17 protein-coding genes are annotated in these 21678 nt (G+C 62.5%); 7 read left to right on the forward strand and 10 right to left on the reverse strand.

Annotated elements, in window-relative coordinates; translation table 11 throughout:
- Nucleotides 1–76: 76 nt before the first annotated feature.
- The 4 genes from K7W03_RS04740 to K7W03_RS04755 all read right to left on the reverse strand — a co-directional run bounded on the left by K7W03_RS04740 (nucleotide 77) and on the right by K7W03_RS04755 (nucleotide 7437).
- Nucleotides 77–2296 (reverse strand): TonB-dependent receptor, encoded by a 2220-nt coding sequence (locus K7W03_RS04740; RefSeq protein ID WP_253257884.1) that lies wholly within the window; start codon nucleotides 2294–2296, stop codon nucleotides 77–79.
- A 352-nt stretch (nucleotides 2297–2648) separates the two neighbouring features.
- Nucleotides 2649–3743 carry a CaiB/BaiF CoA transferase family protein gene (locus tag K7W03_RS04745; protein WP_066562981.1) on the reverse strand — a complete coding sequence of 365 codons (1095 nt, stop codon included), beginning with the start codon at nucleotides 3741–3743 and terminating at the stop codon, nucleotides 2649–2651.
- Nucleotides 3743–4672: a 3-keto-5-aminohexanoate cleavage protein gene (locus K7W03_RS04750; RefSeq protein ID WP_102999853.1), complete on the reverse strand. Its 930-nt coding sequence runs from the start codon at nucleotides 4670–4672 to the stop codon at nucleotides 3743–3745. The genes K7W03_RS04745 and K7W03_RS04750 overlap by 1 nt, the downstream gene beginning before the upstream one ends.
- 83 nt (nucleotides 4673–4755) lie before the next feature.
- A complete protein-coding gene (locus K7W03_RS04755) occupies nucleotides 4756–7437 on the reverse strand; it encodes a LuxR C-terminal-related transcriptional regulator (RefSeq protein ID WP_226869701.1) in 2682 nt (893 codons plus the stop codon).
- 222 nt (nucleotides 7438–7659) lie between these two features.
- Between K7W03_RS04755 and K7W03_RS04760 the strand changes: the two genes are divergently transcribed.
- From K7W03_RS04760 to K7W03_RS04770, 3 genes are read left to right on the forward strand one after another with little or no spacing between them, the layout of a single operon-like run.
- Complete coding sequence (locus tag K7W03_RS04760; protein WP_102999852.1) at nucleotides 7660–8661, forward strand: quinone oxidoreductase family protein; 1002 nt, start codon at nucleotides 7660–7662, stop codon at nucleotides 8659–8661.
- Nucleotides 8658–9434 (forward strand): SDR family oxidoreductase, encoded by a 777-nt coding sequence (locus K7W03_RS04765; RefSeq protein ID WP_102999851.1) that lies wholly within the window; start codon nucleotides 8658–8660, stop codon nucleotides 9432–9434. Before K7W03_RS04760 ends, K7W03_RS04765 begins: the two co-directional genes overlap by 4 nt.
- A gap of 53 nt (nucleotides 9435–9487) precedes the next feature.
- Nucleotides 9488–9994: a nuclear transport factor 2 family protein gene (locus K7W03_RS04770; RefSeq protein WP_102999850.1), complete on the forward strand. Its 507-nt coding sequence runs from the start codon at nucleotides 9488–9490 to the stop codon at nucleotides 9992–9994.
- A gap of 35 nt (nucleotides 9995–10029) precedes the next feature.
- On the opposite strand, the gene K7W03_RS04775 is transcribed toward K7W03_RS04770, so the two are convergent.
- Genes K7W03_RS04775 through K7W03_RS04795 form a run of 5 tightly spaced genes read right to left on the reverse strand, consistent with a single transcriptional unit; the run spans nucleotide 10030 to nucleotide 16314 of the window.
- Nucleotides 10030–10857 (reverse strand): SDR family NAD(P)-dependent oxidoreductase, encoded by an 828-nt coding sequence (locus tag K7W03_RS04775; protein WP_066562988.1) that lies wholly within the window; start codon nucleotides 10855–10857, stop codon nucleotides 10030–10032.
- Nucleotides 10854–11732, reverse strand: coding sequence for a MaoC family dehydratase (locus K7W03_RS04780; protein ID WP_102999849.1), 879 nt, complete (start codon nucleotides 11730–11732; stop codon nucleotides 10854–10856). Before K7W03_RS04780 ends, K7W03_RS04775 begins: the two co-directional genes overlap by 4 nt.
- Before the next feature lie 23 nt (nucleotides 11733–11755).
- Nucleotides 11756–12913: an acyl-CoA dehydrogenase family protein gene (locus K7W03_RS04785; protein ID WP_102999848.1), complete on the reverse strand. Its 1158-nt coding sequence runs from the start codon at nucleotides 12911–12913 to the stop codon at nucleotides 11756–11758.
- Nucleotides 12910–15078 carry a 3-hydroxyacyl-CoA dehydrogenase NAD-binding domain-containing protein gene (locus K7W03_RS04790; protein ID WP_172451725.1) on the reverse strand — a complete coding sequence of 723 codons (2169 nt, stop codon included), beginning with the start codon at nucleotides 15076–15078 and terminating at the stop codon, nucleotides 12910–12912. Before K7W03_RS04790 ends, K7W03_RS04785 begins: the two co-directional genes overlap by 4 nt.
- Before the next feature lie 33 nt (nucleotides 15079–15111).
- On the reverse strand, nucleotides 15112–16314 hold the full coding sequence (locus tag K7W03_RS04795) for an acetyl-CoA C-acetyltransferase (RefSeq protein ID WP_066562992.1): 1203 nt from the start codon (nucleotides 16312–16314) through the stop codon (nucleotides 15112–15114).
- 154 nt (nucleotides 16315–16468) lie between these two features.
- On the opposite strand from K7W03_RS04795, the gene K7W03_RS04800 reads away from it, so the two are divergent.
- Together K7W03_RS04800 and K7W03_RS04805 are read left to right on the forward strand one after the other, a co-directional pair.
- Nucleotides 16469–18139 (forward strand): class I adenylate-forming enzyme family protein, encoded by a 1671-nt coding sequence (locus K7W03_RS04800; protein ID WP_066562994.1) that lies wholly within the window; start codon nucleotides 16469–16471, stop codon nucleotides 18137–18139.
- A gap of 43 nt (nucleotides 18140–18182) precedes the next feature.
- Nucleotides 18183–18965, forward strand: a complete 783-nt coding sequence (locus K7W03_RS04805; protein WP_102999846.1) for an SDR family NAD(P)-dependent oxidoreductase — start codon at nucleotides 18183–18185, stop codon at nucleotides 18963–18965.
- Nucleotides 18966–18972: 7 nt separating this feature from the next.
- On the opposite strand, the gene K7W03_RS04810 is transcribed toward K7W03_RS04805, so the two are convergent.
- Nucleotides 18973–19683 (reverse strand): GntR family transcriptional regulator, encoded by a 711-nt coding sequence (locus K7W03_RS04810; RefSeq protein ID WP_102999845.1) that lies wholly within the window; start codon nucleotides 19681–19683, stop codon nucleotides 18973–18975.
- Nucleotides 19684–19812: 129 nt separating this feature from the next.
- Here K7W03_RS04810 and K7W03_RS04815 point away from each other — a divergent pair, with 129 nt between their 5' ends.
- Both K7W03_RS04815 and K7W03_RS04820 read left to right on the forward strand, forming a co-directional pair.
- On the forward strand, nucleotides 19813–20664 hold the full coding sequence (locus tag K7W03_RS04815; RefSeq protein ID WP_066562999.1) for a fumarylacetoacetate hydrolase family protein: 852 nt from the start codon (nucleotides 19813–19815) through the stop codon (nucleotides 20662–20664).
- Between the two features lie 54 nt (nucleotides 20665–20718).
- Nucleotides 20719–21675, forward strand: coding sequence for a VOC family protein (locus K7W03_RS04820; RefSeq protein WP_066563000.1), 957 nt, complete (start codon nucleotides 20719–20721; stop codon nucleotides 21673–21675).
- Nucleotides 21676–21678: the final 3 nt, after the last annotated feature.

A 21678-nucleotide genomic window follows, 5' to 3' on the forward strand; every position in this document is an offset into this window, starting at 1 on the left:
TGCCGCCTCGGCGCAAACCTGTCCTTGTAGAGGGGGGAGGCGGACGGATCGCTCACCCTCCCCCCTCATAGGCGTTTCAGAACGTATATTTGGCCGTGACGCCCCAGGTCCGCGGATCGCCCGCATAGACCGAACTGGTGGGAAAGGACGGCAGAAGAACGCTGGAGGCCGAGAAATATTTCTCGTTGAAGAGGTTCTTCACATAGACGCCCAGATCAAGGCCCGTGCCCCCGATCCCGCGCCAGTCCAGCCGTGCATTGGCCAACTGGTAACCCGGCAGCTTTTCGCCGTTCTGACCGCCGAAATCGTCGGTCATGAACAGGTCGGCGTTGAGCACGACATCGCCGTCAGCCGGACGGATCGGCAGGGTCCAACTGACGCTGGCCGTGCCGGAAAAGCTGGGCGAATATTTGTTGATCTGGCCCTCGCCCAGCACGATCGTCGAAGGCAGCCCCGCTGGAACGGTCAGGCTTTCCACCTTCACATTGGTATAGGCGGCGTTGAAACCGACGGTGAGGCTCCGCACGGGGCTGATCGATGCTTCCAGTTCCACGCCCCAAATCCGCAGATCCGCGACATTGGCGGCCAATGACCCGTTGGTCGGCGAATCCGGGGTGCCATTCGGAACGGTCGTCTGCGTGTTCAGGAACTGAAGGGCATTTTTATATTTGCTGTAATAGGCGGCGATATTGAGCCGCCCGCGTGCCGATCCGACATGATAATCATATTTGGAACCGATCTCGACGTCGGTGATCTTTTCCTCTCCCGTTTTCTGGAAAGGACGAAGATCCGCGCACACGCCTCCGGTCGCGACGCAGGCCGGGTTTGTGCCGCCCGTGGTAAAGGGCGTTTCGAACAGCGGCGTGTTCACATTGGCGCCCCGATAGCCGCGCCGCGACACGATATAGAGCAGCCAGTCCGGCGTCGCCTTGTAATCGAGCCCGATGGTCCAGCTCGGCTCCTGCCCCTTGTTGGATACCGTGCCGACGCCGTCGGCCAGACCTAGGGCGGCGGTGTTGAGGCAAGTGGCTTCATCGACATAATTCGTGCCGATGGTGCCACCGCAGGCCGATACCTTGTCCCAGCTGTAACGCGCGCCCAGATTGAGCTTCAGCTTGTCGGTAAATTCATAACCGATCTGGCCATAGACCGCCCAGTTCTTGTTGCGAACATGCGCCGTCACCGCCGGAGCAGGGACGCCACCAACGGAAAATGCCGTGAACTGCGACCCGCTGAGACCGTCCGGCTTGTCATTATTGTAAAATGCGCCAACGATGAAATTGAACGAACCAAAGTCGCCCAGCAACTGGGTTTCATTCGTCAGATACTGCCGATCCAGCACGGATGACGCTGTGAACAGGGTGAACGGCACGGCCGAAGGCGCGGGAGACGGTAGACCCGTGGGTATCTGCAGCAGCGGCAGGCCGCCGGTGTTGATCAGCTGATAACTGTAATTCTTGCGATAGCCGAAAATGTTGCGCAGCGTCAGATCGCCAAAGCTGAAAGACGTATCATTGGTGATAGACGTGGTCTTGCGATAGGCCGCACCGCCGTTGATGCCGCCATCGAACGATCCGCGACGATTGGCCTTCTGCGCCTGCAGCGCCGCCTGCACCTGCGGCTCGACTACCCCCAGCCCCAGCGCGGCGAAGGGGTAATTCTCACGCAGCAGATAAAGGCCGCCGGCCAGTTCATCGCCCTTGAAATATTCATAGATGGTCGTGCTCTTGAGGCCCTCGACCGGCTCGACCAGCAGCGACAGGCGGAAGGCGTCCTGATGGATATTGTCGAAGCCCGGGCCACCGTCGAAGGCGATCGTGCGCGGGTCCTGCCGGCGGATCTGGCCCGCCGCGCGGAAGGCGATCTTATCCTCGATGATCGGGATATTCACCGCGCCTTCCAGCTCGCGATAATCGAAGCGGCCGTAAGTGCCCTCCACATAGCCTTCGAACGCGTAACTCGGCTTCTGACTGCCGATCACGACCGCCCCGCCCAACGTGTTACGGCCGAACAGCGTCCCCTGCGGCCCCTTGAGCACCTGAATGCTGCCGATATCATAGGTCGGCACGTTCGACCCGACGGACGGCAAGGGGGTGTCGTTGAGATAGATGACGACGCCCGGCGTCACTTCGCCCAGCGGCAACTGGCCAATGCCCCGCAGGGTCAGGGCGACGTTATCTTTGCCCCCTTCGGATGAGAAGGTGAAACCCGGCGCGATCGTCTTCACGTCGCTGACCGTCTGAACGGTGCTGCGTTCCAGCGCCTCCGAAGAGAAGGCGGAAATGGAGACGGACACATCTTGCAGCCGCTCTTCCCGGCGACGGGCTGTGACAACTATGTCACCCGCATTCGCGCTTTCCGCCTGCGGTTCGGCCGAGGTTACGGGCTGAGCCCATGAGGGGAAAACAACAGCCGCGGCGCTCGCAACCAATGCCAATTTCAGAGCAGCCAATCGCATAAAAATCCTCTCCTTGAACCAGTTATCGCTGCCACCTGCGCGCGGCGCAAGCGTGATGACCTGCGGCAGATTCAGCGTTCAGCCTCATTAACCACCTATCGCCGGATAGGATTTGCGCCAATCCAGAACAAACGGCTCAGATGTTGTATTTGCGCCGCACCGATGCGCTATGCATGGCTGCGATGGCAGATCAGGACCAGGCTGCGATCAGGTCGGCGACCGGCACGGCCGAAGGCTCGCAGATGCCGCCCGCATTGAGGGACAATCTCGGCGCGGGCGCTGGCTGGGCCATGCCGTTGCGCCGGACAAAAGTCCCACGCGCCGCGTTATGCGCATGCCGGGGCGCTTCCTCCATCGACAGGACGGGCGTGACGCAGGCATCGCCGGCCGCAAACAGGGCAGCCCATTCGTCGCGGCTTTTCGTCAGGAACACCGTGGCAAAGTCCGCCTGCATCGCGGGCCAGCCTTCCCGATCATTCTGGTCATAGTGCCGATCGGAAAGACCCAGTCCTTCCACCATCTGGGCAAAGAATTTCGGTTCCAGACATCCCACCGCGACATGCCGCCCATCGGCACATTCATAACAGCGATAAAAGGGTGCCGCGCCGTCCAGCAGATTGGAGCCGGGCGCATCTTCCCACAAACCCTTGGGCTGCCACGCATAGAAAAGGCTCATCAACGACGCGACGCCGTCGGTGATGCAGGCATCGACGACCTGCCCCTGCCCCGTCCGTTGCGCCGCAAGCAGCGCGCTCAACAGGCCGAAGATCAGGAACATCGCACCGCCGCCATAATCGCCCACCAGATTGAGCGGCACCGGCGGCGTCCCCTGCCGCTCACCCATGGCGTGGAGAGCGCCGGTGATCGACAGATAATTGATGTCATGGCCCGCCCGCAGCGCGAGCGGCCCGGATTGCCCCCAACCCGTCATCCGTCCGAACACGAACCGCGGATTGCGCGCCAGGCAGACATCGGGACCGACCCCAAGGCGTTCCATGACGCCGGGCCTGTATCCCTCGATCAACCCGTCCGCCCGCTCGATCAATGCCAGCAGCTGTTCGCGATCCGCGTCCCGCTTGAGATCGAGATAGGCCACCGCCCGGCTGCGATGCAGGATATCGCCCCCCACATCGTCCCAATCCCCCACCCCCGCCGATGGCGGCCGGGCTATGCGGACGATCTCGGCGCCCATATCGGCCAACAGCATCGCCGCGAGCGGCACTGGGCCGATCGCGTCGATCTCCAGCAGGCGAATACCGGCCAGCGGCCCGCTTTTTTCCGCCATCAGATATTCGTCCGGTCCGCGCCCTTGAGGTCGAGCATGGCGCGCGCCTCATCAGGCGTGGCGATTTCAAGACCCATGCCTTCGACGATCTGCCGTGCGGTCTTCACCTGCTCCGCGTTGGTTTCAGCGAGCCGGCCCGGACCGCCCCACAGCGAATCCTCCAGACCGATGCGAACATTGCCGCCCATGGATGCCGCCATGGCGATAATGCTCATCTGGCGCGCGCCAGCCCCCAGCACGGACCATTCATATTGGTCGCCGAACAGCCGGTCGGCCGTCCGCTTCATGTGCATGATATCGTCGGGATGGCTGCCGATGCCGCCCAATATGCCGAAGCAGGTCTGGATGAACAGCGGCGCCTTTACGAGACCGCGGTCGAGAAAATATTTCAGATTGTAAAGATGACTGGTGTCATAGCATTCGAATTCGAAACGCGTACCTAGCGGCGACAAAGTTTCCAGCAAATGTTCGATGTCTGCATAGGTGTTCTTGAACACCAGATCGCGCGACGCTTCGAGCGCTGCCGGTTCCCAGTCATGCTTGAACGATTTGTAGCGATCCAGCATCGGGAACAGACCAAAGCCCATCGTGCCCATATTGAGGCTGGCAACTTCAGGAGCGAAAGTCTGGGCGGGACGAATACGTTCCTGCACCGTCATGGAGGGGTGCCCCCCCGTGGTCAGGTTCAGCACCGCGTCCGTGCGCTGCTTGATGACCTTGAGGAAAGGTTCGAACAGATCGGGATTCTGGTCCGGCCGCCCATCGACAGGATTGCGCGCATGCAAATGGATGATGGCCGCGCCCGCCTCCGCCGCGCCGACCGCCGATTCCGCAATCTCCTCCGCAGTCACGGGCAAATAGGGCGACATGGAGGGCGTGTGGATTGCGCCTGTAATCGCGCAGCTGATGATGACCTTGCGTTTTGCCATGATATTTCCTTTCGCGCAGATTGCGCGGTTCGCAGGTTGCGCGAACGGCGCAATCTATCCTTCGATAGGAAGCCGCGCGCGCTTCAGGGCAAAATACCCAGTTGCCGCGCCCTCAGAACCGCCTGCGGCCGGCGCCGCACGCCCAGCTTGTCATATATTTGCTGCATATACCATTTGACCGTGCCTTCGGTCAGACCCAGGCGGTCGCCGATTTCCCGGTTCCGCAAACCTCCGCTCACCATCGTCAAAATGTCAACCTCGCGGTTGGCGAGGCGCCCGGTCAGACCGAAATCATCATCCTCGTCCTCATCCGCTTCGATCTGCGGTCCTCTGCGCAATAGCGACACGAGGCGAACGGCGAAGCGATCGGCGGGCGTTTCCAGTTCCGGACCCTGCGAATAGGCTTCGATGATGAGAGACGCGATCACCTCGCCCTCATCGATGAAGACCCGCACCCATCCGGCAGGTTCGGCCATTTCGACGGCGGCGCGAACAGCCCTTCGCGCTTCGGACCGATTGCCCTGAAGCACGGCGATTTCCGCCAACAGCAATTCGAAGATCACGGCCGAGCGCACCGCCCCCGCGCGCTTGACGAATTCCAGCCAGCGATGGGCGACCTTGCGCGCCCGTCCAAGCCGGTGACGTTGCATCTCGATCCGGAGCCAGGCGATCGCGATGCTTTCGTTGCGCCGCGTCGGGTGCAAGGTCGGAATGGGTTCGCCGTCCAGCTGCGGATCGCCCGCCAGAAAATGCTGCTCGGCCTCCTCAATCTGCCCAGCCTTGATCAGCAGCCGCACTTCCTCTGCCACGATGAAGGAGCGCAGGCGATCAAGTCCACATTCGATCGCCACGAGATGGGCGTCGTTGAGCGTCGAAAGCGCTCCGGGCAAATCGCCCCGTGCCGCCCACAAACGCGCGCTGACCAGATAGCCGGACGCCATCTGATCGGAAAATCCCCATTGCCGTACGACCGGCAGATACTGCTCCGCCAGATCCGCCGCCAGTTCAAGATCGCCTGCATCGTAAAGCAACTCGGCCAACGGCAAGGCAGGAAGCGCAGCCAGGCCGGAACCCGGACCGTGGATCTCAACGGCTAGCGCAAAGGCTTCTTCCAGAAACCGTTGGGCAAAGGGGGTCTTGCCCTGCGCCATCATGGTGGGCGCGACCGAGGCCTTCAGCGCGATGGACGCAAAAGCCGATCCGGGGCGCGAGAGGGCGCGGCTGGTTTCCGCCTCCAGCTTGAGCATGTCCTGAAAATGATAAAGTTCCCGCCGCGCCGACATGAGCTGCGCCAGCAAGGTGCAGCTGAGGTAGGCGTGACTGTCGGCCAGTTCGGCGAGCAGCGGCTCGGAGTCCGCCTCGACCCTGACCATGTCGTCGCGCGCCGCCGCCAGCATCACGAAGCGATGGCGGATCAGCAGGTCAAGCTGCTCGATTTCATGTGCGGGCAGGGACTGCGCCTCGCGCCGGGCTTCACAGGCCTGCCTCGCGGCGGAAATCAGTCTGTCCGCCGAAGAAAATGCCAGTTGTCGGATACGTCTCCACGCCAGCGCCAGCAGCAGGTTGGGACGTTCGGCCAGGATCGGCCAGGGCAGTTCCGCGCCCAGTTCGTCGATGCGATACAGATATCCCGAATAAGTCAGTCCTTCGGCCAGACGATCCAGCTGGTCGGCGAGAAACGCCTTATCGCCGCTCAGCCGCGCATGTTCGATCGCCGTGATAAGCTGTCCATTTTCCGCGAAATGGTCGCTCGCCCGTCGATGCATGACGGCGGCACGGCCAGGCGCGCGTTCCATCAGCCTGCCGAGGACCATTTCACGAAACAGCCGGTGATAGGAATAGCGGCTATGTTCCTGATCGATGGCATGCAGAAACAGACCTTCGCGGAAGACATGATCCAGCATCGCGCGGGCATTTTCATCCTCCGTTACCGCCGCGCAGGCCGACGGGGTCAGTTCGTCGAGTATCGAAGTGTCGACCAGAAAGCGGCGGACATCGTCCGGCTGCAAGCTCAACACCTCATCATGAAAATATTCGGCGAATTCCGGCCGAAGGCCAGTCAATCGAAGATTTCCAGCGCCTTCGCCGGCACGGCGATAGAGGTCGCATGCGATGACGATGCCGGAAACCCAGCCCTGCGTATCCCCCACTATGTCCTGTAGATCGCGCGAATCCACCGGCGTTCCGATCGACCGGGTGACCAGCTCGGTCGCCTCGGTCAAAGTGAAGGACAGGTCGGCGACCCCCACTTCGACCAGAAATCCGAGCGCGCGCATGCGCGCCAGCGACAGTCCGACCGTCCCACGCGCGGCAATGATGATGGTGAGCGCATCCCGCGCGCTGGACGACAATTGCGCCACAAATTCAAGGATCGGTTTGGCCAGCAACTGCGCGTCATCAATGATGATGACGGGTCGCACATCCCCCATCATCGCGATGATGGACAGCCAGCTTTCATCGGATGCGTTACTTTTCAGGTCTTCCCACGGCAGGCCCGCGACGATCCCGGCGGCCTTCAATGCCTGGAGAAACGACTGCTTGCTTCCTAATCCCGCCCGCGCCGCCAGCCAGAGAACGGGACGCCCCCGGGCCTTGAGTTCATCCGCCCAGAACAGCATGGCCGTTGTCTTCCCGCTTCCGGCGGGGGCGGACACCGCCGTCATGCGCGACTGAGCCACTTTGTCGGTCAACGCCACCAGCGCGGCGCGCCGGATTGGGCTATGCGTCGACCGGGGCGGCAAGATGGTTGTCGGCACAACGGTCATGCTGTTCTCTCCTGAGCACGCGCCTTCGCACGATTCGTTTTATTGTGTGAAATATATTCTGAGCGATGAATCTATAAACGCAATCCCTTTTTCCTATCCACAGATAGGTTCCCAATCAGCCGGAAAAATGTCCAGCTTCGGAACGGAAAAGCCGGGGCCGTCACGCAAGGGTTGTTACCACGCAGCTTTCGGCGCCAGGCAGGATATTAGGAAAGGTTGACCATGAAGGCCCTTTATCTCGAACGGACCGACGGCCCTGAATCCGTTGCGGTGGCGGAAGTCGAAACGCCGGTGCCCGGTCCGGGAGAGGTGCGCGTCGCACTGCGGGCGGCGTCGATCAACCATCGCGAACTGTTCATCACGCACGGCCAATATCCCGGCATGACCGTGCCGATCACGCTGGGCTGCGATGGCGCGGGCGTCGTCGACATGATCGGTGAGGGCGTGACCGGCGTCAGCGAAGGCGATGAGGTCGTTCTGTATCCCGCGCGCAACTGGGGGCCGAACCGCCATGCCCCGGCCGCCGATTTCGGCCTGCTCGGCATGCCCTTTGCCGGCACGATCGCGGAATATATCTGCGTGCCGGTCGACAATCTGGCGCCCAAGCCCGCCTTCATGAGCTTCGAGGAAGCCGGGGCCGTGCCCTTGACGGCGCTGACCTCCTGGCGCGCGCTGATGTTCAAGGGCCGGCTGGAGGCAGGGGAAACCCTGCTCATCAGCGGCGTGGGCGGCGGCGTTGCGACATTCGGCCTTGCCTTCGCCGTCGCCAAGGGCGCCAATGTCTATGTCACCGGCGAAAATCAGGACGTGATCGATCGGGCCGTTGCGATGGGGGCCAAGGGCGGCCTGCTCTACACCGATCCCGACTGGCGCAAGCAGGTCGGCAAGCTGACCGGCGGCATTGATGTGGTGCTGGACGGCGCGCCCTCGCCCAGCTTCGCCAATTATGTCCGCGCCATCAATCCGGGCGCGCGCATCGTCATCTATGGTTCGACCGCCGGCAATGAGATCAAGTTCAACGCCACCGACATCTTCCTGAAAAGCGCCAGCATCGTCGGCAGTCAGGTCGGCGACCCGCAGGACTTCAAGGACATGCTGGCCTTTGCCGGGAGCCATGAAATCAAGCCGGTGATCGAGGCGACCTATCCGCTCGCGCAGGCGAAGGAAGCGCTTTTGCACCTGCGCGACCAGCATAAGTTCGGCAAAGTCGTGGTGACGATGTGAGCGATCTGTTCAGCCTGAGCGGCAAGAAAGCGCTGGTCACCGGCGGCGCGCAGGGGCTGGGCCGCATGATCGCCGAAGGTCTGCTGCGGGCCGGGGCGACGGTCGCGATCACATCGCGCAAGGCCGACATTTGCGAAGAGGCCGCCCGGGAAATGGCGGCGCTGGGACCGTGCATCCCCCTCCCCGCCGACCTGTCGACACCCGAGGCGGCGGTCGATCTCGTCGCCCGTTATCGCGATGCGGTCGGCGCGTGCCACATATTAGTCAATAATGCGGGCAAGACCTGGGGCGGGCCGATCGACAGCTTCCCCGACAAGGCCTGGCCCGGCGTGATGGCCGTGAATGTCCAGACGCCCTTCACCATGATCCGGGAACTGCTGCCGGAACTCGGCGCTGCCGGGGCGCCGGGCGATCCGGCGCGGGTGATCAACATCGGTTCGGTCGCAGGCATGAAGCCCGAGCGGCTCAGCGCGTACAGCTATGCCGCGAGCAAGGCCGCGGTCCATATGATGACACGCGATCTGGCCGGCGATCTGGCGGAACGCAACATCACCGTCAATGCGGTCATTCCCGGCTTCTTCCCGACCAAGATGACGGCGCATCTGCGGGATGAGGACCATGTCGACCCTGCCCTGCTGGCGCATATTCCGCTCAAACGTCTGGGTTCGCCGGACGATATTGCCGGCATCGTCATTTTCCTGTGTTCGCGCGCGGGCGCCTATGTCACCGGCGCCCAGATTCCGGTCGACGGCGGGGTGGTCGGCTGCGGTTGAAAGGAACCAAAGATCACGACCACCCTCGCGGTCGGTAAAGAAGGGTATTTGCCATGACGATCGACCTCCCCGTGCTGGCGGATCGCCTCGCGATCGAGGAATGCATCTACCGCTACGCCCATCTGGTCGATTCGATGCAATATCATCGCATCGCGGAAGAAATATTCACGCAGGACGGCTCGATCGACTTCGGCAGCGCGCGATCCGTGGGGCGAGAAGCCATCCATGCCCAGTGCATGGGCTATCAGGGCGCACTGATGGGCTGTTCGCATAATATCACCAATCTGGTGATCGAACTGCAGGGCGACCAAGCGCGCGCGGCCAGCCGCGTCATGGCCTGGCAGTGGTTCGCGATCCCCGGCGCCGATCCCCTGCGCCCGACAGACCTTCTGGCGGTGGGCGGCTATGAGGACAGGCTGCGGCGCACGGCCGAGGGATGGCGGATATATGAGCGACGGGGCATCAATTTTGGCACCGGCATCGGGGCGGGATCAGTGCCCGATCCGATGCGTCCCATCTTCGAAGGCATGCAGGGCCGAACGCCGAGTTGGCCCGCCTGAACAAGGGCGGGCGCAAGGGCCCGCCCCGCTTCCACTCAGAGTTTCCAGCCCCCGCCCGCGACAATCACCTCGCCCGTGATATAATCCGCTTCGGGCAGGCACAGCAGGTAAACGGCCCCGGCCGCTTCTTCCGGTGTTCCGGCACGGCCCAGCGGGATGCCCTTTTCCATGGCTTCCAATATTTCGTCGCTGACGCCGGCCTTGATGTCCCGGCCCTTGACGTTGATGGTCGAGCTGCCCGCCTCGCCGGCGGTCATGCGGGTCATGATGGCGCCGAAAGCCACGGCATTGACGGTGACATTGTACCGCCCCCATTCCTTCATCACCGTCTTGGTGAGGCCGACAATCCCCGCCTTGCCCGCCGCATAGCCCGACTGCCCGGCATTGCCGCCAAGCCCGGCGACAGAGGATATATTGATGACCGTCCGGCGCTTGGCCCGGCCGTGCTCCGCAATCTCGTTCTTCGCCGCGGCGGCGATCACCGGCTGCGCGGCGCGCAAAATGCGGAATGGGGCATTGAGATGCACGTCGAGCATGGCCATCCACTGCTCGTCGCTCGTCTTCTGAAGCACGGAATCCCACGCATATCCCGCATTGTTCACGATGATGTCGATCGTTCCGAAATGCGCGATCGCCGTTCCAACAAATTTGTCGCCGAAATCGGCTTCCGTCACATCGCCCACGCACACCACGGTGCGGACCCCCAGGCTTTCGATTTCGCTTGCCGTTGCCTTCGCCACATCCTCGTCCAGGTCGTTCACCACGACATGAGCCCCGGCGCTTGCAAGTTTCAGCGCAATGGCCTTGCCAATGCCACGCCCAGAGCCGGAAACCAGTGCAATCTTACCGTCCAATATCTTCACTTCAATGCGTCCCGTTCTTCCTTGAAACCACCGATGCGCGCATGTCCGCCATCGATCACAATCCTGTTCCTGTCGGGCACGCTCGCCCGGAACGATATTTCGTCGCCGTGGCGCCAGACCTCCGTCCGGACCGTTTCCCCCGGCCAGACCGGCGCGGTAAACCGGACCCGCATTTCGGTCAATGAAGCCGGATCGCCGTCACAGCACAGATGGGTCAATGCGCGGCCGACCAGCCCCATGGTGGCAAGCCCATGCAATATCGGCCGATCGAAACCGGCCGCCTGCGCCGTGCCCTGATCAATATGCAGAGGATTGCGATCGCCGGTCAGGCGATACAGCATTGCCTGATTGGACGCCGTCGGCAGGTCGAGGAACGCGTCCGCTGGCCGCTCCGGCATGATGACCGGCTCCGACCCGTCAAGATCGCGCGCGCCGCCAAAACCACCTGCATCCCGCAAGACCCACACTTCCTCCATTTCGGCGATCAGCCGGTCGGTGGGCGTGGTGAGCACGCGTTTCGCCCGCACAAGCGCGGGCTTGCCCACCCCCTTGTCTGCGAGACCGATAATCTCGATCCGGCCATTGACCAGTTGCCCCAGTTCGAGTGGACGAAACAGTTTCAGCGTCTGCTCGCCATGCAGAATGCGCGGCCAGTCCCAGCCAAGTTCCGGCGCCATGGGCCAGAATCCGGGTGTCCCCAGAACCAGCGCCATGGTCGGCAACACGGCCAGATCACGCTCGAAGATCAGATGCTGCTCGGCTATGGCTCCGAGCCCCGCGCCGACCCCCAGCGCATAGAGGATCGCCCCGCGCGGATCGCAGACATCCTGTGCTTCGGGCACCCGGAAACGGCGCAATTGTTCGACGTTCAGCATCCGACTTATCCCCGGTTCAGCCGTCAGGACAGCTTGCGCTCGTCAAGCCCCAGCCCACGACCGATGATTTCGCGCATGATTTCCGAAGTGCCGGCAAAAATGCGACTGATGCGTGCGTCGGTATACATGCGGGAAATGCGATATTCCTCCATATAGCCCGCGCCGCCGTGCAGCTGAACACACTCGTCCATCACCCGGCCTTCCAGTTCGCTCGCCAGCAGCTTGGCCGAAGATGCGTCCTCCGCCGTCAGCTCCCCGGCATTGAGCAGCAGCACACACTGGTCGACATAGGTCTGGATTGCGTCCAGTTCGGCCCGCATCGTCGCCATCTTGAACCGGTTGTTCTGGAAGGCGCCGATCGGCTTTCCGAACGCCTTGCGCTCCTTTATATAGTCGAGCGTGATGTCGAAGGCGGTCTGCGCTGTCGCCATGAATCCGATCGCGGCGACCAGCCGTTCCTGCGCAAGGAAGCGCGCCAGATATTTGAAGCCCTGCGTCGGATCGCCCAGCACATTCTCCTTGGGCACCTTGACGTCGTTGAAGAAAAGCTCCGCGGTGTCCTGCGCCTTCATGCCCATTTTGGCGAGCTTGCGGCCGCGCTCGAACCCTTCCATGCCGCGCTCGACGACGAAGAGGCCGAGGCCGTGACGGCTGTTCGGGTCGGTCCGCGCGGCCACAATCACCAGATCGCTGAGGATGCCGTTGGAGATATAGGTCTTCGCGCCATTGAGCAGCCAATGATGGCCCTTGTCGATCGCGCTCGAACGCATGCCGGCAAGATCGCTGCCGGTCGAAGGCTCGGTCATCGCGACGGCGAGGATCTTCTCGCCGCTGACGATGCCGGGCATCCAGCGGTCCTTCTGCTCCTCGGTACCGAGCTTGGCGATATAGGGCGCGACCAGATCATTATGGAGATTGATGTAGAAGCCTATGTCGCCATGGCGCATATTCTCCTCGATGATGATCTGTTCGAAGCGGAAATCGTCGATCCCCGCCCCGCCATATTTTTCATCCGCCCAGGTGCAGAGCAGGCCCTGCTCGCCGGCCTTCAGGAACAGTTCCCGGTCGACCATGCCCTGTTCACGGAAGCGTTCGGCATGGGCGCCGACTTCGGCGCTCATGAACTTGATGACGCTGTCACGGAACTGCTCATGTTCCGGCTCGAAAATCAGGCGTCTCATGCCGGGATCGGCTCCTTGGCCGTCGCGCCCTTGGCGGACGCATAAAAGGGTTCGGCTTTCGCCGCCTTGTCGCGCAGCCATGCCGACGGCAGGAAGCGGGGGCCATAAAGCTGGGCGAGACGGTCGGCTTCCTTGACGAAGGCTTCGATCCCCACCGTGTCGATGTAGCTGATCGTGCCGCCGGTCCAGCTCGGGAAACCCCAACCATAAATGGCGCCCAGATCAGCGTCCTGCGGCGTCTCCAGTACATTTTCCTCAAGACAGCGCGCCGTTTCCATTGCCTGGGCATAGAGATAGCGTGTCTTGAGTTCCTCGATATCCCAGCCGTCCTTGGCCGGGAAATGTTCGGCCAGCCCCTTCCAGAGATGCTTCTTGCCGCCCTCGGGATAGTCGTAGAAGGCACCGCCGGTCTTGCGCCCCGACCGACCGATTTCGTCCTTCATACGGCGCATCACGGGGACGCCCGCCGGCGGCGTATATTTGTCGCCTTCCTCGGCAATGGCCTGATCCACGATCTTGAGCGGCAGATCGAGCGTGAGTTCGTCCAGCAGCGCCAGCGGGCCGACCGGCATTCCGACCGCCTTGGCGGCATTCTCGATCACCGCCGGCGGCACGCCCTCCGCCAGCATGGCAGCGCCTTCGTGGATCAGCATCTGGAAGACGCGGCTCGTGTAGAAGCCGCGGCTGTCATTAACGACGATCGGCGTCTTGCGCAGCTGCGCGATGAAGTCGAGGCCCTTGGCCAGCGTTTCCTTGCTGGTCTGCTTGCCCATGATGACCTCGACCAGACCCATGCGGTCGACCGGCGAGAAGAAGTGCAGACCGATGAACTGGTCCGGGCTGCGCGACGCCTGGGCGAGCTGCGAGATCGGCAGGGTCGAGGTGTTCGAGGCGAAAATAGCCTGCGTCGGCAGCACCGCTTCAGCCTTCTTCGTGGTTTCGGCCTTGATCGCCGTATCCTCGAACACGGCTTCGACCACCATGTCACAGCCATCGAGCAGCGCGAAGTCGTCGGTCGGGGTGATGCGGGCGAGAACGGCGTCCGCCTTGTCCTGCGTCAGCTTGCCCTTTTCGACCAGCTTGCCCAGCACCTTGGCCGAATAATCCTTGCCCTTCTGCGCCGTCGGGACGTCGCGGTCGATCAGCACAACCTCGATGCCCGCATTGGCAGACACGAACGCGATGCCCGCCCCCATCATGCCCGCGCCCAGCACGCCAATCTTCCTGGCTTCGAACTTGGGGAAGCCTTCAGGGCGACGCGCGCCCTTTTCGGCCGCCTGCTTCGAAATGAAAGTGGTGCGGATGATGTTGCGTGCGACCGGATCGGTCAGCAGCTTGGCGAAATATTTGCCTTCGACCGCGAGCGCCTTGTCGAAGGGCAGTTGCATGCCGTGGAACACCGAGTTCAGGATCGCGGCGGGCGCAGGCTGGTTGTAGCCGACCTTAGCGAGACCTCCCGTGTACATCATGTAGGCGGCCGAATCCTCGGGCACAGTTAGGCCCTTTTTCTGCGGCGGCGTCCAACCCTTTACGTCCCAGGGCTTGACCGGATCCGGGCTGGTGGCGAGCCAGCTCTTGGCCGTGTCGATCAGCCTGTCGGCGGGGACAATCTCATCCACGATCTTGAGCTTGAGCGCTTCCTGCGGACCGACCGAGCGCCCCGACAGCAGCAGGTCGAGCGCGGTCTTCATGCCCGCGATGATGCCGAGCCGCACCGTACCGCCCGATCCGGGCAGCAGGCCGACATTGACTTCGGGCAGGCCGACCTGCGCCTTGGCATCATCCACCAGGATGCGGCGGTGGCAAGCCAACGCCAGCTCGAACCCACCGCCCAGCGCCAGGCCGTTGATCGCCGCCACCCAGGGCTTGCCTGATTGCTCGATGGCGCGGTGCATGTCGGTCGCGCGCTTTGAAAAGGCATAGGCTTCCTGCGGCGTCAGCGTGCCGAACCCGTTCACCAGTTGCTTGAGGTCCGCACCGGCCATGAACGTCTTCTTGCCGGACGTCAGGATGACGCCCTTGATGCTGTCGTCCTCGGCAATCTGCTTGGTCGCCGCTTCCATGTCGGCGATGAAAGCATCGTTGACGACGTTCATCGAGCCTTCGGCGTCGAGGGTCAGGATCGCAAAGCCGTCCTCGGCCTTTTCCAGTCGCATAGTCTTCATGGGATGTCCCGCTCTATAGTTTGGTGTGCGCGCTCAGACGCGCTCGATGATGGCAGCCGTGCCGAGGCCGTTGGCCGCGCACAGGGTGATGAGGCCGGTTTCCGCGTTCCGCCGCTCCAGCTCGTCCAGCACGGTGCCCAGAATCATGGCGCCGGTCGCGCCCAGCGGATGGCCCATCGCGATTGCACCGCCATTGACGTTGATCTTGTCGTCGGGGACGTTCAGTTCCCGCTGGAAGCGCATGACGACACTGGCGAAGGCTTCATTCAGCTCCCACAGGTCGATGTCCTTCTCGGTCATGCCGGCCGCCTTGAGCGCCTTGCGCGACACCGCCCCCGGCGCCGTCAGCATGATCGTCGGCTCCGACCCGATATTGGCGTAGGAACGGATGCGACCACGCGGCTTGAGCCCAGCCTTTTCCCCAAATTCCTTCGACCCGACGAGAACCAGGCCCGCGCCGTCGACGATGCCCGAGCTGTTGCCGCCATGGTGGACATAGTTCAGATCTTCGATTTCGGGATATTTGGCCTTCGCCACCGCCTCGAACCCGGCCTTGCCGAACCCTTCGAAGGCGGGCTTGAGCTTGGCAAGGCTTTCCACCGTGGTGCCGGGGCGCATATGCTCGTCATGGTCGAGCACGACTTCGCCCAGCACATCCTTGACCGGCACGATCGAGTTTTTGAAAAAGCCGTTTTCCCACGCATGGGCGGCCTTGCGCTGGCTCTCGACGGCGAAATTGTCGACATCCTCGCGCGTGTAGCCATCGAGCGTCGCGATCAGGTCCGCGCCGATGCCCTGGGGCGCATAATAATTGCTGAAGGCAACCGACGGATCGGACGTCCACGCTCCCGAGTCATAGCCCATGACAGTGCGGCTCATCGACTCGACGCCGCCGCCGATACCCGCCTGGATCATGCCGGAATGCACCTGCGCCGCGATCAGGCTGACCGCATCGAGACCGGTTGCACAGAAGCGATGGATCTGCTGCCCCGCGACGGTCTGGGCATAGCCTGCCTGCAACACCGCCGCGCGGGCCAGCACCCCGCCCTGCTCGCCGACCGGCTGGGCCATGCCGATGATCACATCGTCGAGCAGCCCGGTGTCGAGATCGTTGCGGCTCTGAAGCGCCTTCAACAGCTGCGTCGCCATTTCGACCGAGGTGATCTCATGCAGCGCGCCATCAGGGCGGCCCTTGCCGCGGGGCGTCCGTACATGATCGTAGACATAGGCTTCCATCGTGAATTCCCGACCAGTGATGCAAAAATCTCTGCACCTGCTCTTGGAGCCGGAAGACAAAGCTGCACCTATCCAACGAAAGGCGCAGACAGGAGCGATGGCTGCAATCTGATCGTCATCGACAGCTGACCGGCATTTTTAGGAGCGGACATCCGTGGTCACACAAGGCGAAGATTGCGCCCCATTCCGTATCTCTGCAACCACCCTGGGCGATCTGCTTCTCAAAGGATGGGACAAGGCGCCCGACAAGGAAGCATTGGTTTTTCCGGGGGAACGCAAGACATATGACGATGTCGTACAAAGCGTCCTAAGACGCGCGCGCGGGCTGAAGGCGCTCGGCATCCAGCGCGGCGACCATGTCGGCATCCTGCTGCCGTCGAGCATCGAATTTGTCGAAACGCTGTTCGCCAATGCGATGTGCGGCGCCGTCTCCGTGCTGATGAACGCGCGCTACAAGGCGCCCGAAATGGCCTATGTCGCGGAAAATGCCGATCTGGCCGCGATCATCACCAATGACATGGTCAGCGAGCATATCGATTTCGGCCACCGGCTGGTGGAGGCCTTCCCCGACCTGCCCGATGCCACCGACCCTGCCGCCCTGACGCTCGCCGGCGCGCCTCTGCTCAGGCGGATCGTCATGCTGGGCGGGCGTTCGGTCCCCGGCTTCATCGATCAGGCAACCTTCGACGCGGCGGTGCAACAGGTGGACGAGGCCGATATCCACGCCTCCCGCCTGACCGTCAGAGTCCGCGATACCGCGATGATCCTTTATACGTCGGGCACCTCGGCCAATCCCAAGGGGTGCCTGCTCAGCCACGAGGCCGTCACCCGGGAGGCATCGAATCTCGCCCGCTATCGCTGGTCCTTCCAGCCCGACGAGCGCGCCTGGTCGCCGCTGCCGCTGTTCCATATCGCCGCGATGCTGTGCATGCTCGGCGCGATCGACGTGGGGGGCACGTTCATCGGCCAGCCGCATTTCGATGCCGGAGAGAGTCTCAGGCAGATCGAGGAAGAAGGCGTGACGATGATGTTCCTGCCCTTCGTCACCTTCCATCAGGCCATGATCACCCATCCCGATTGGACCAGGACCGACATGTCGTCGGTGCGCCTGCAAAACAGCTGCTTCGCCTTCATGCCGGATCGCGTGGGTCAGGCCTATCGGGAGAAGGCGCCCAACATGCTTCAGGTCGGGACCATGGGCATGACCGAGGCGGCCGGCATCGTCACCACCGGCGGCTATACGATGGACCCGGAAATGGGCTTCAGGAAGCTCGGCTTCCCCCTGGCCGGTATAGAGATGAAGATCGTCGATCCCGAGACCGGCGAGGAAAAGGGCGTGGACGAGCGCGGCGAAATTCTCATTCGCGGCTACAATCTGTTCGACGGCTATTACAAGGATCCTGAAAAGACGGCGCAGGCGCTGGACGCCGACGGCTGGTATCACAGCGCCGACATCGGCTCGATCGACGAACATGGCCATGTCATGTTCCACGGCCGGTTCAAGGATATGTTGAAAGTGGGCGGGGAAAATGTTGCCGCGGCCGAAGTCGAGGCGGTGCTGGCGACCCATCCGGCGGTCCGTCTGGCGCAGGTGGTCGGGCTGCCGGACGAGCGGCTGGCGGAAATCCCCGCCGCCTATGTCGAACGCGAAGGCGATGTCGAAGTCGAGGCGGAGGAACTCATCACCTATACCCGCCAGCGCCTCGCTTCCTTCAAGGTCCCGCGCCATATACGTTTCATCGACGAATGGCCGATGTCGGCATCGAAGATCCAAAAGTTCAAACTGCGCGGTGCGTTGATGGACGAACTGGGCCTGAAGGACTGAAACACTGCGCATCGACGCCATGGATCTATGTAGGGAGAGTGACATGCGGGTGATCATTACGGGTGCTGCAAGCGGCATCGGCAGGGCCTGCGCCGAACTGCTGGCGGCCGGGTCCGTGATACCGGGCGAACATCAGATGCTGCTCGCGGATCGCGATGCGGCCAATCTGCAGGTCGTGGCCGATGCGGTCGGCCCCGCCGCTGCGACCTGCGTGGTCGATCTCGCCGAACCGGATTGCGGCGACAGGATCGTGGCTGCCGCGCTCACCCATATGGACGGGATCGACGCCGTCATCAGCAATGCTGGCGTCATCATGGGCGGCGCACTGGCCGAACTGCCGATCAGCGATTTCGACCGCATCTTCGCCATCAACACCCGCTCGTCCTGGCTGCTGGGAAAGGCTGCCCATCCGCATCTCAAAGAAAGCAGGGGCGCCTTCGTCGCGACTGCATCCATGTCGGCCACCCAGCCCACGCCCGCGCTCGGCTTCTATTCCTCCAGCAAAGCCGCGCTGCTGATGATGATCCGTCAGCTCAGCATCGAATGGGGTCCGGACGGCATCCGGTGCAATACGGTGTCGCCCGGCCCCACTTACACGCCGATGACCGCTGCGGGATATAAGGACCAGTCGCGGCGCGACCAGCGGGAAGCCAATATCCCCCTGCGCAAATTAGGCGTGGCCGAGGATGTCGCTCAGGCGATCCTGTTTCTGATCGGCCCTCATGCTGGCCATATCAGCGGCGTCGACCTGCTGGTCGATGGCGGCATGAGCAATATGCTGATGCCTGCCAGCGGCGGTGGGACCGGTCAGAACAGGCAGAGCTGAAATGGGATCAAAGGGCCTGATCCGCGACGACAGCCAGTTCGGCATGGGTTCCGCTCTGGCCATTTTGCGGGTCGATAAGCATCCGCGCGGTAGCCATCAGATGGTCCGTCAGCAGCGCCACGGCGCGGTCGGCGTCCCGCGCAAGCGCCGCGTCGACGATCTGCGCATGTTCGTGAACCAGGTCCCGGTCACGATGGGCCAGAGGCACGGTGAGATAGCGGTAACGTTCCGACTGGGCATAGAGCCAGTCGCGCATTTTGAGCAGCCATGGACTGTCGCACGCAGCGACCAGGGCGTGGTGAAAGGCCGCATGCGCGTCGGCATAATCTTCGTTCAGACGGGCCGCCTCCTGCGGGTCGCGCGTCGGGGTCTTGCTCAGCCTATGGGCCGCGCTGACGATGGAAGTTTCCCAGTCCAGGCCACCTTTCTCGATGGCGCGCCTGAGGCATTGTCCCTCAATGTCGCTGCGGACCCTGACCAGATCGGTCAGATCGCTGATCGATATCGGCGTCACCCGGAATCCCCGGGCATCGTCCTGCGTCACAAAGCCTTCGGACGTCAGCCGGGACAGGGCTTCACGAACAGCCCCAAGGCTGAAGCCCTGGGTTTCGGTGATATCCTTGATGTTGATCTTCGCGCCGGGCACCAGCCGGCAGGTCAGAAGATCGTCGCGCAACTGCCGGTAGGCGCGTTCGGTCAGGCTCAGCTTCTTCGTCATCGAATGAACTATATCAGCTTCGCTACCTGTGGCAATTCGATTGAATGTATTTTGTAACTTGAAATATATTTCACCATGACCCATGCCATCGGCTCAGCGGTTTGAAAAAGATTCTCAGGAGGTTTGAATATGCGGTTGGCCAAGGTGACAAGGAATGGCGCGGTGGGTCTGGCAGTGGACACGGGCGCGGGCGTCAAGGCGCTGTTCGGTGACGCTGCGCTCTATGATCTGGACGCGCTGATCGCCAGCGGCGGCAGTGCCCTGACGGACGCTGGCGCCAAAGTCAGCGGCGAGGGCGAAGATGTGAAGGTGGAAGACCTCATCTTCCTACCGCCGCTGGTCAAGGCGCCGAAAATTCTCTGCCTGGGTCTCAATTACAAGGATCACGCGGCCGAAGGCGGCTTTGACGTGCCGGAATTTCCGACCGTGTTTGGCCGATTCAATTCGAGCCTCATCGGACATGGCGCGCCGATCATCAAGCCGGCCTGCTCCGATCAGCTCGATTATGAAGCGGAAATGGTCGCGGTCGTCGGCAAGGGCGGGAAGAATATCAGCAAGGACGACGCGCTGTCGCATATCGTCGCCTATTCGGTGTTCAACGACGGTTCTGTCCGCGACTATCAGCTCAAGACGCCGCAGTGGACGGTCGGCAAGAATTTCGACGATACCGGCGCCTTCGGCCCCTGGCTGGTCACGGCCGATGAACTGCCGGCGGGCGGCGCCGGTCTCAAGATCGAAACCCGCCTGAACGGTCAGGTGGTGCAGAGCGCGAACACCTCCGACATGGTGTTCGACGTGGTCGACACGGTCGCCCTGCTCTCCACCTGCTTCACGCTGGAGGCGGGCGACGTTCTGGTGATGGGAACGCCGTCGGGCATCGGTCTTGCCCGCAATCCTCCGCTGTTCATGAAGGATGGCGATGTGTGCGAAGTGGAAATCGAGAAGATCGGCCTGCTTGTGAACCCCATCAAAGCAGCCTGAACGAAAGGCCGGGTGCCGTCCCATGTCGGCGCCCGGCCAGCCAAGGAGGGAAGGATGAACCAGAAAAGCCCGTCGGGACGCCGCGCCAATGTTTTGGGCGTCCATTCCATCGATCATTTCGCGGTCGAAGTGCCCGATCTGGAGGCAGCGCGGACATTCTACACGCTCTTCGGGCTTGAAGTCCGGGACAGAAATGGCACGCTGGAATTATATGCAGCCGGCAATCCGCATCGTTGGGGCGTGCTGAGCCAGAGCGGCGACACCAAGCGCCTGCGCTATCTGAGCTTCGGCATCTATCCCGATGAGATGGAAGCGTTCGCCGCCCATCTCGACAGTTGCGGCGTCACCCGCATCGACGCGCCCAAAGGCGCCGAAACCGGCGGCATCTGGTTCGCGGGCTTTGATGGCCTGCCCACCAATGTCCGCGCCGCCGACAAGGCGACGCCATCGGAAAAAAGCCATTTCACCTTCACCAGCGCGGCGCCCGGCCAATCCGGCGCCATTCCCAACAGCAAGGCGCCGAAGGTCCACCCCCGCCGCCTTTCGCATTTCGCGATCTTCACGACCGACGTGAATGCCGCGATCGATTTCTATGAAAAAACGCTGGGCCTGCGCCTGTCGGACAAGAGCGAACCGGCCGTCGCCTTCCTGCATGGCGTCCATGGCAGCGACCATCACCTGCTTGCCCTCGTCCTTTCCGATCGGCGGGGCATGCATCACAATAGCTGGGACGTCGGGTCTGTGATGGAAGTGGGGTTGGGCGGCGCGACCATGGCGCGGGCGGGCTATGGTCCCAATTGGGGCGTCGGCCAGCATGTGCTGGGCGCCAATTATTTCTATTATGTGCGCGATCCGTGGGGCAGTTTCAGCGAATATTCGGCCGATATCGATTTCATCCCGCATGATGTCGACTGGCCGGCCGCCAATCATGCGCCGGAGGATAGCATGTTCCTGTGGGGGCCGGACCCATTCCCCGAATTCATCCAGAACACAGAACCGGCGGAGGCCTGATCG

This window comes from Sphingobium sp. PNB, assembly GCF_019873065.1.
In the GTDB taxonomy this organism is placed as follows: Bacteria; Pseudomonadota; Alphaproteobacteria; order Sphingomonadales; family Sphingomonadaceae; genus Sphingobium; species Sphingobium fuliginis.

Excerpts from the sequence above, each read along its gene's own strand:
- K7W03_RS04755 (WP_226869701.1), bottom strand. The coding sequence starts at position 7,437 with ATGACCGTTGTGCCGACAACCATCTTGCCGCCCCGGTCGACGCATAGC.
- K7W03_RS04745 (WP_066562981.1), bottom strand. The coding sequence starts at position 3,743 with ATGGCGGAAAAAAGCGGGCCGCTGGCCGGTATTCGCCTGCTGGAGATC.
- K7W03_RS04820 (WP_066563000.1), top strand. The coding sequence starts at position 20,719 with ATGAACCAGAAAAGCCCGTCGGGACGCCGCGCCAATGTTTTGGGCGTC.
- K7W03_RS04780 (WP_102999849.1), bottom strand. The coding sequence starts at position 11,732 with ATGCTGAACGTCGAACAATTGCGCCGTTTCCGGGTGCCCGAAGCACAG.
- K7W03_RS04805 (WP_102999846.1), top strand. The coding sequence starts at position 18,183 with ATGCGGGTGATCATTACGGGTGCTGCAAGCGGCATCGGCAGGGCCTGC.
- K7W03_RS04790 (WP_172451725.1), bottom strand. The coding sequence starts at position 15,078 with ATGAAGACTATGCGACTGGAAAAGGCCGAGGACGGCTTTGCGATCCTG.
- K7W03_RS04795 (WP_066562992.1), bottom strand. The coding sequence starts at position 16,314 with ATGGAAGCCTATGTCTACGATCATGTACGGACGCCCCGCGGCAAGGGC.
- K7W03_RS04770 (WP_102999850.1), top strand. The coding sequence starts at position 9,488 with ATGACGATCGACCTCCCCGTGCTGGCGGATCGCCTCGCGATCGAGGAA.
- K7W03_RS04785 (WP_102999848.1), bottom strand. The coding sequence starts at position 12,913 with ATGAGACGCCTGATTTTCGAGCCGGAACATGAGCAGTTCCGTGACAGC.
- K7W03_RS04810 (WP_102999845.1), bottom strand. The coding sequence starts at position 19,683 with ATGACGAAGAAGCTGAGCCTGACCGAACGCGCCTACCGGCAGTTGCGC.
- K7W03_RS04750 (WP_102999853.1), bottom strand. The coding sequence starts at position 4,672 with ATGGCAAAACGCAAGGTCATCATCAGCTGCGCGATTACAGGCGCAATC.
- K7W03_RS04760 (WP_102999852.1), top strand. The coding sequence starts at position 7,660 with ATGAAGGCCCTTTATCTCGAACGGACCGACGGCCCTGAATCCGTTGCG.
- K7W03_RS04815 (WP_066562999.1), top strand. The coding sequence starts at position 19,813 with ATGCGGTTGGCCAAGGTGACAAGGAATGGCGCGGTGGGTCTGGCAGTG.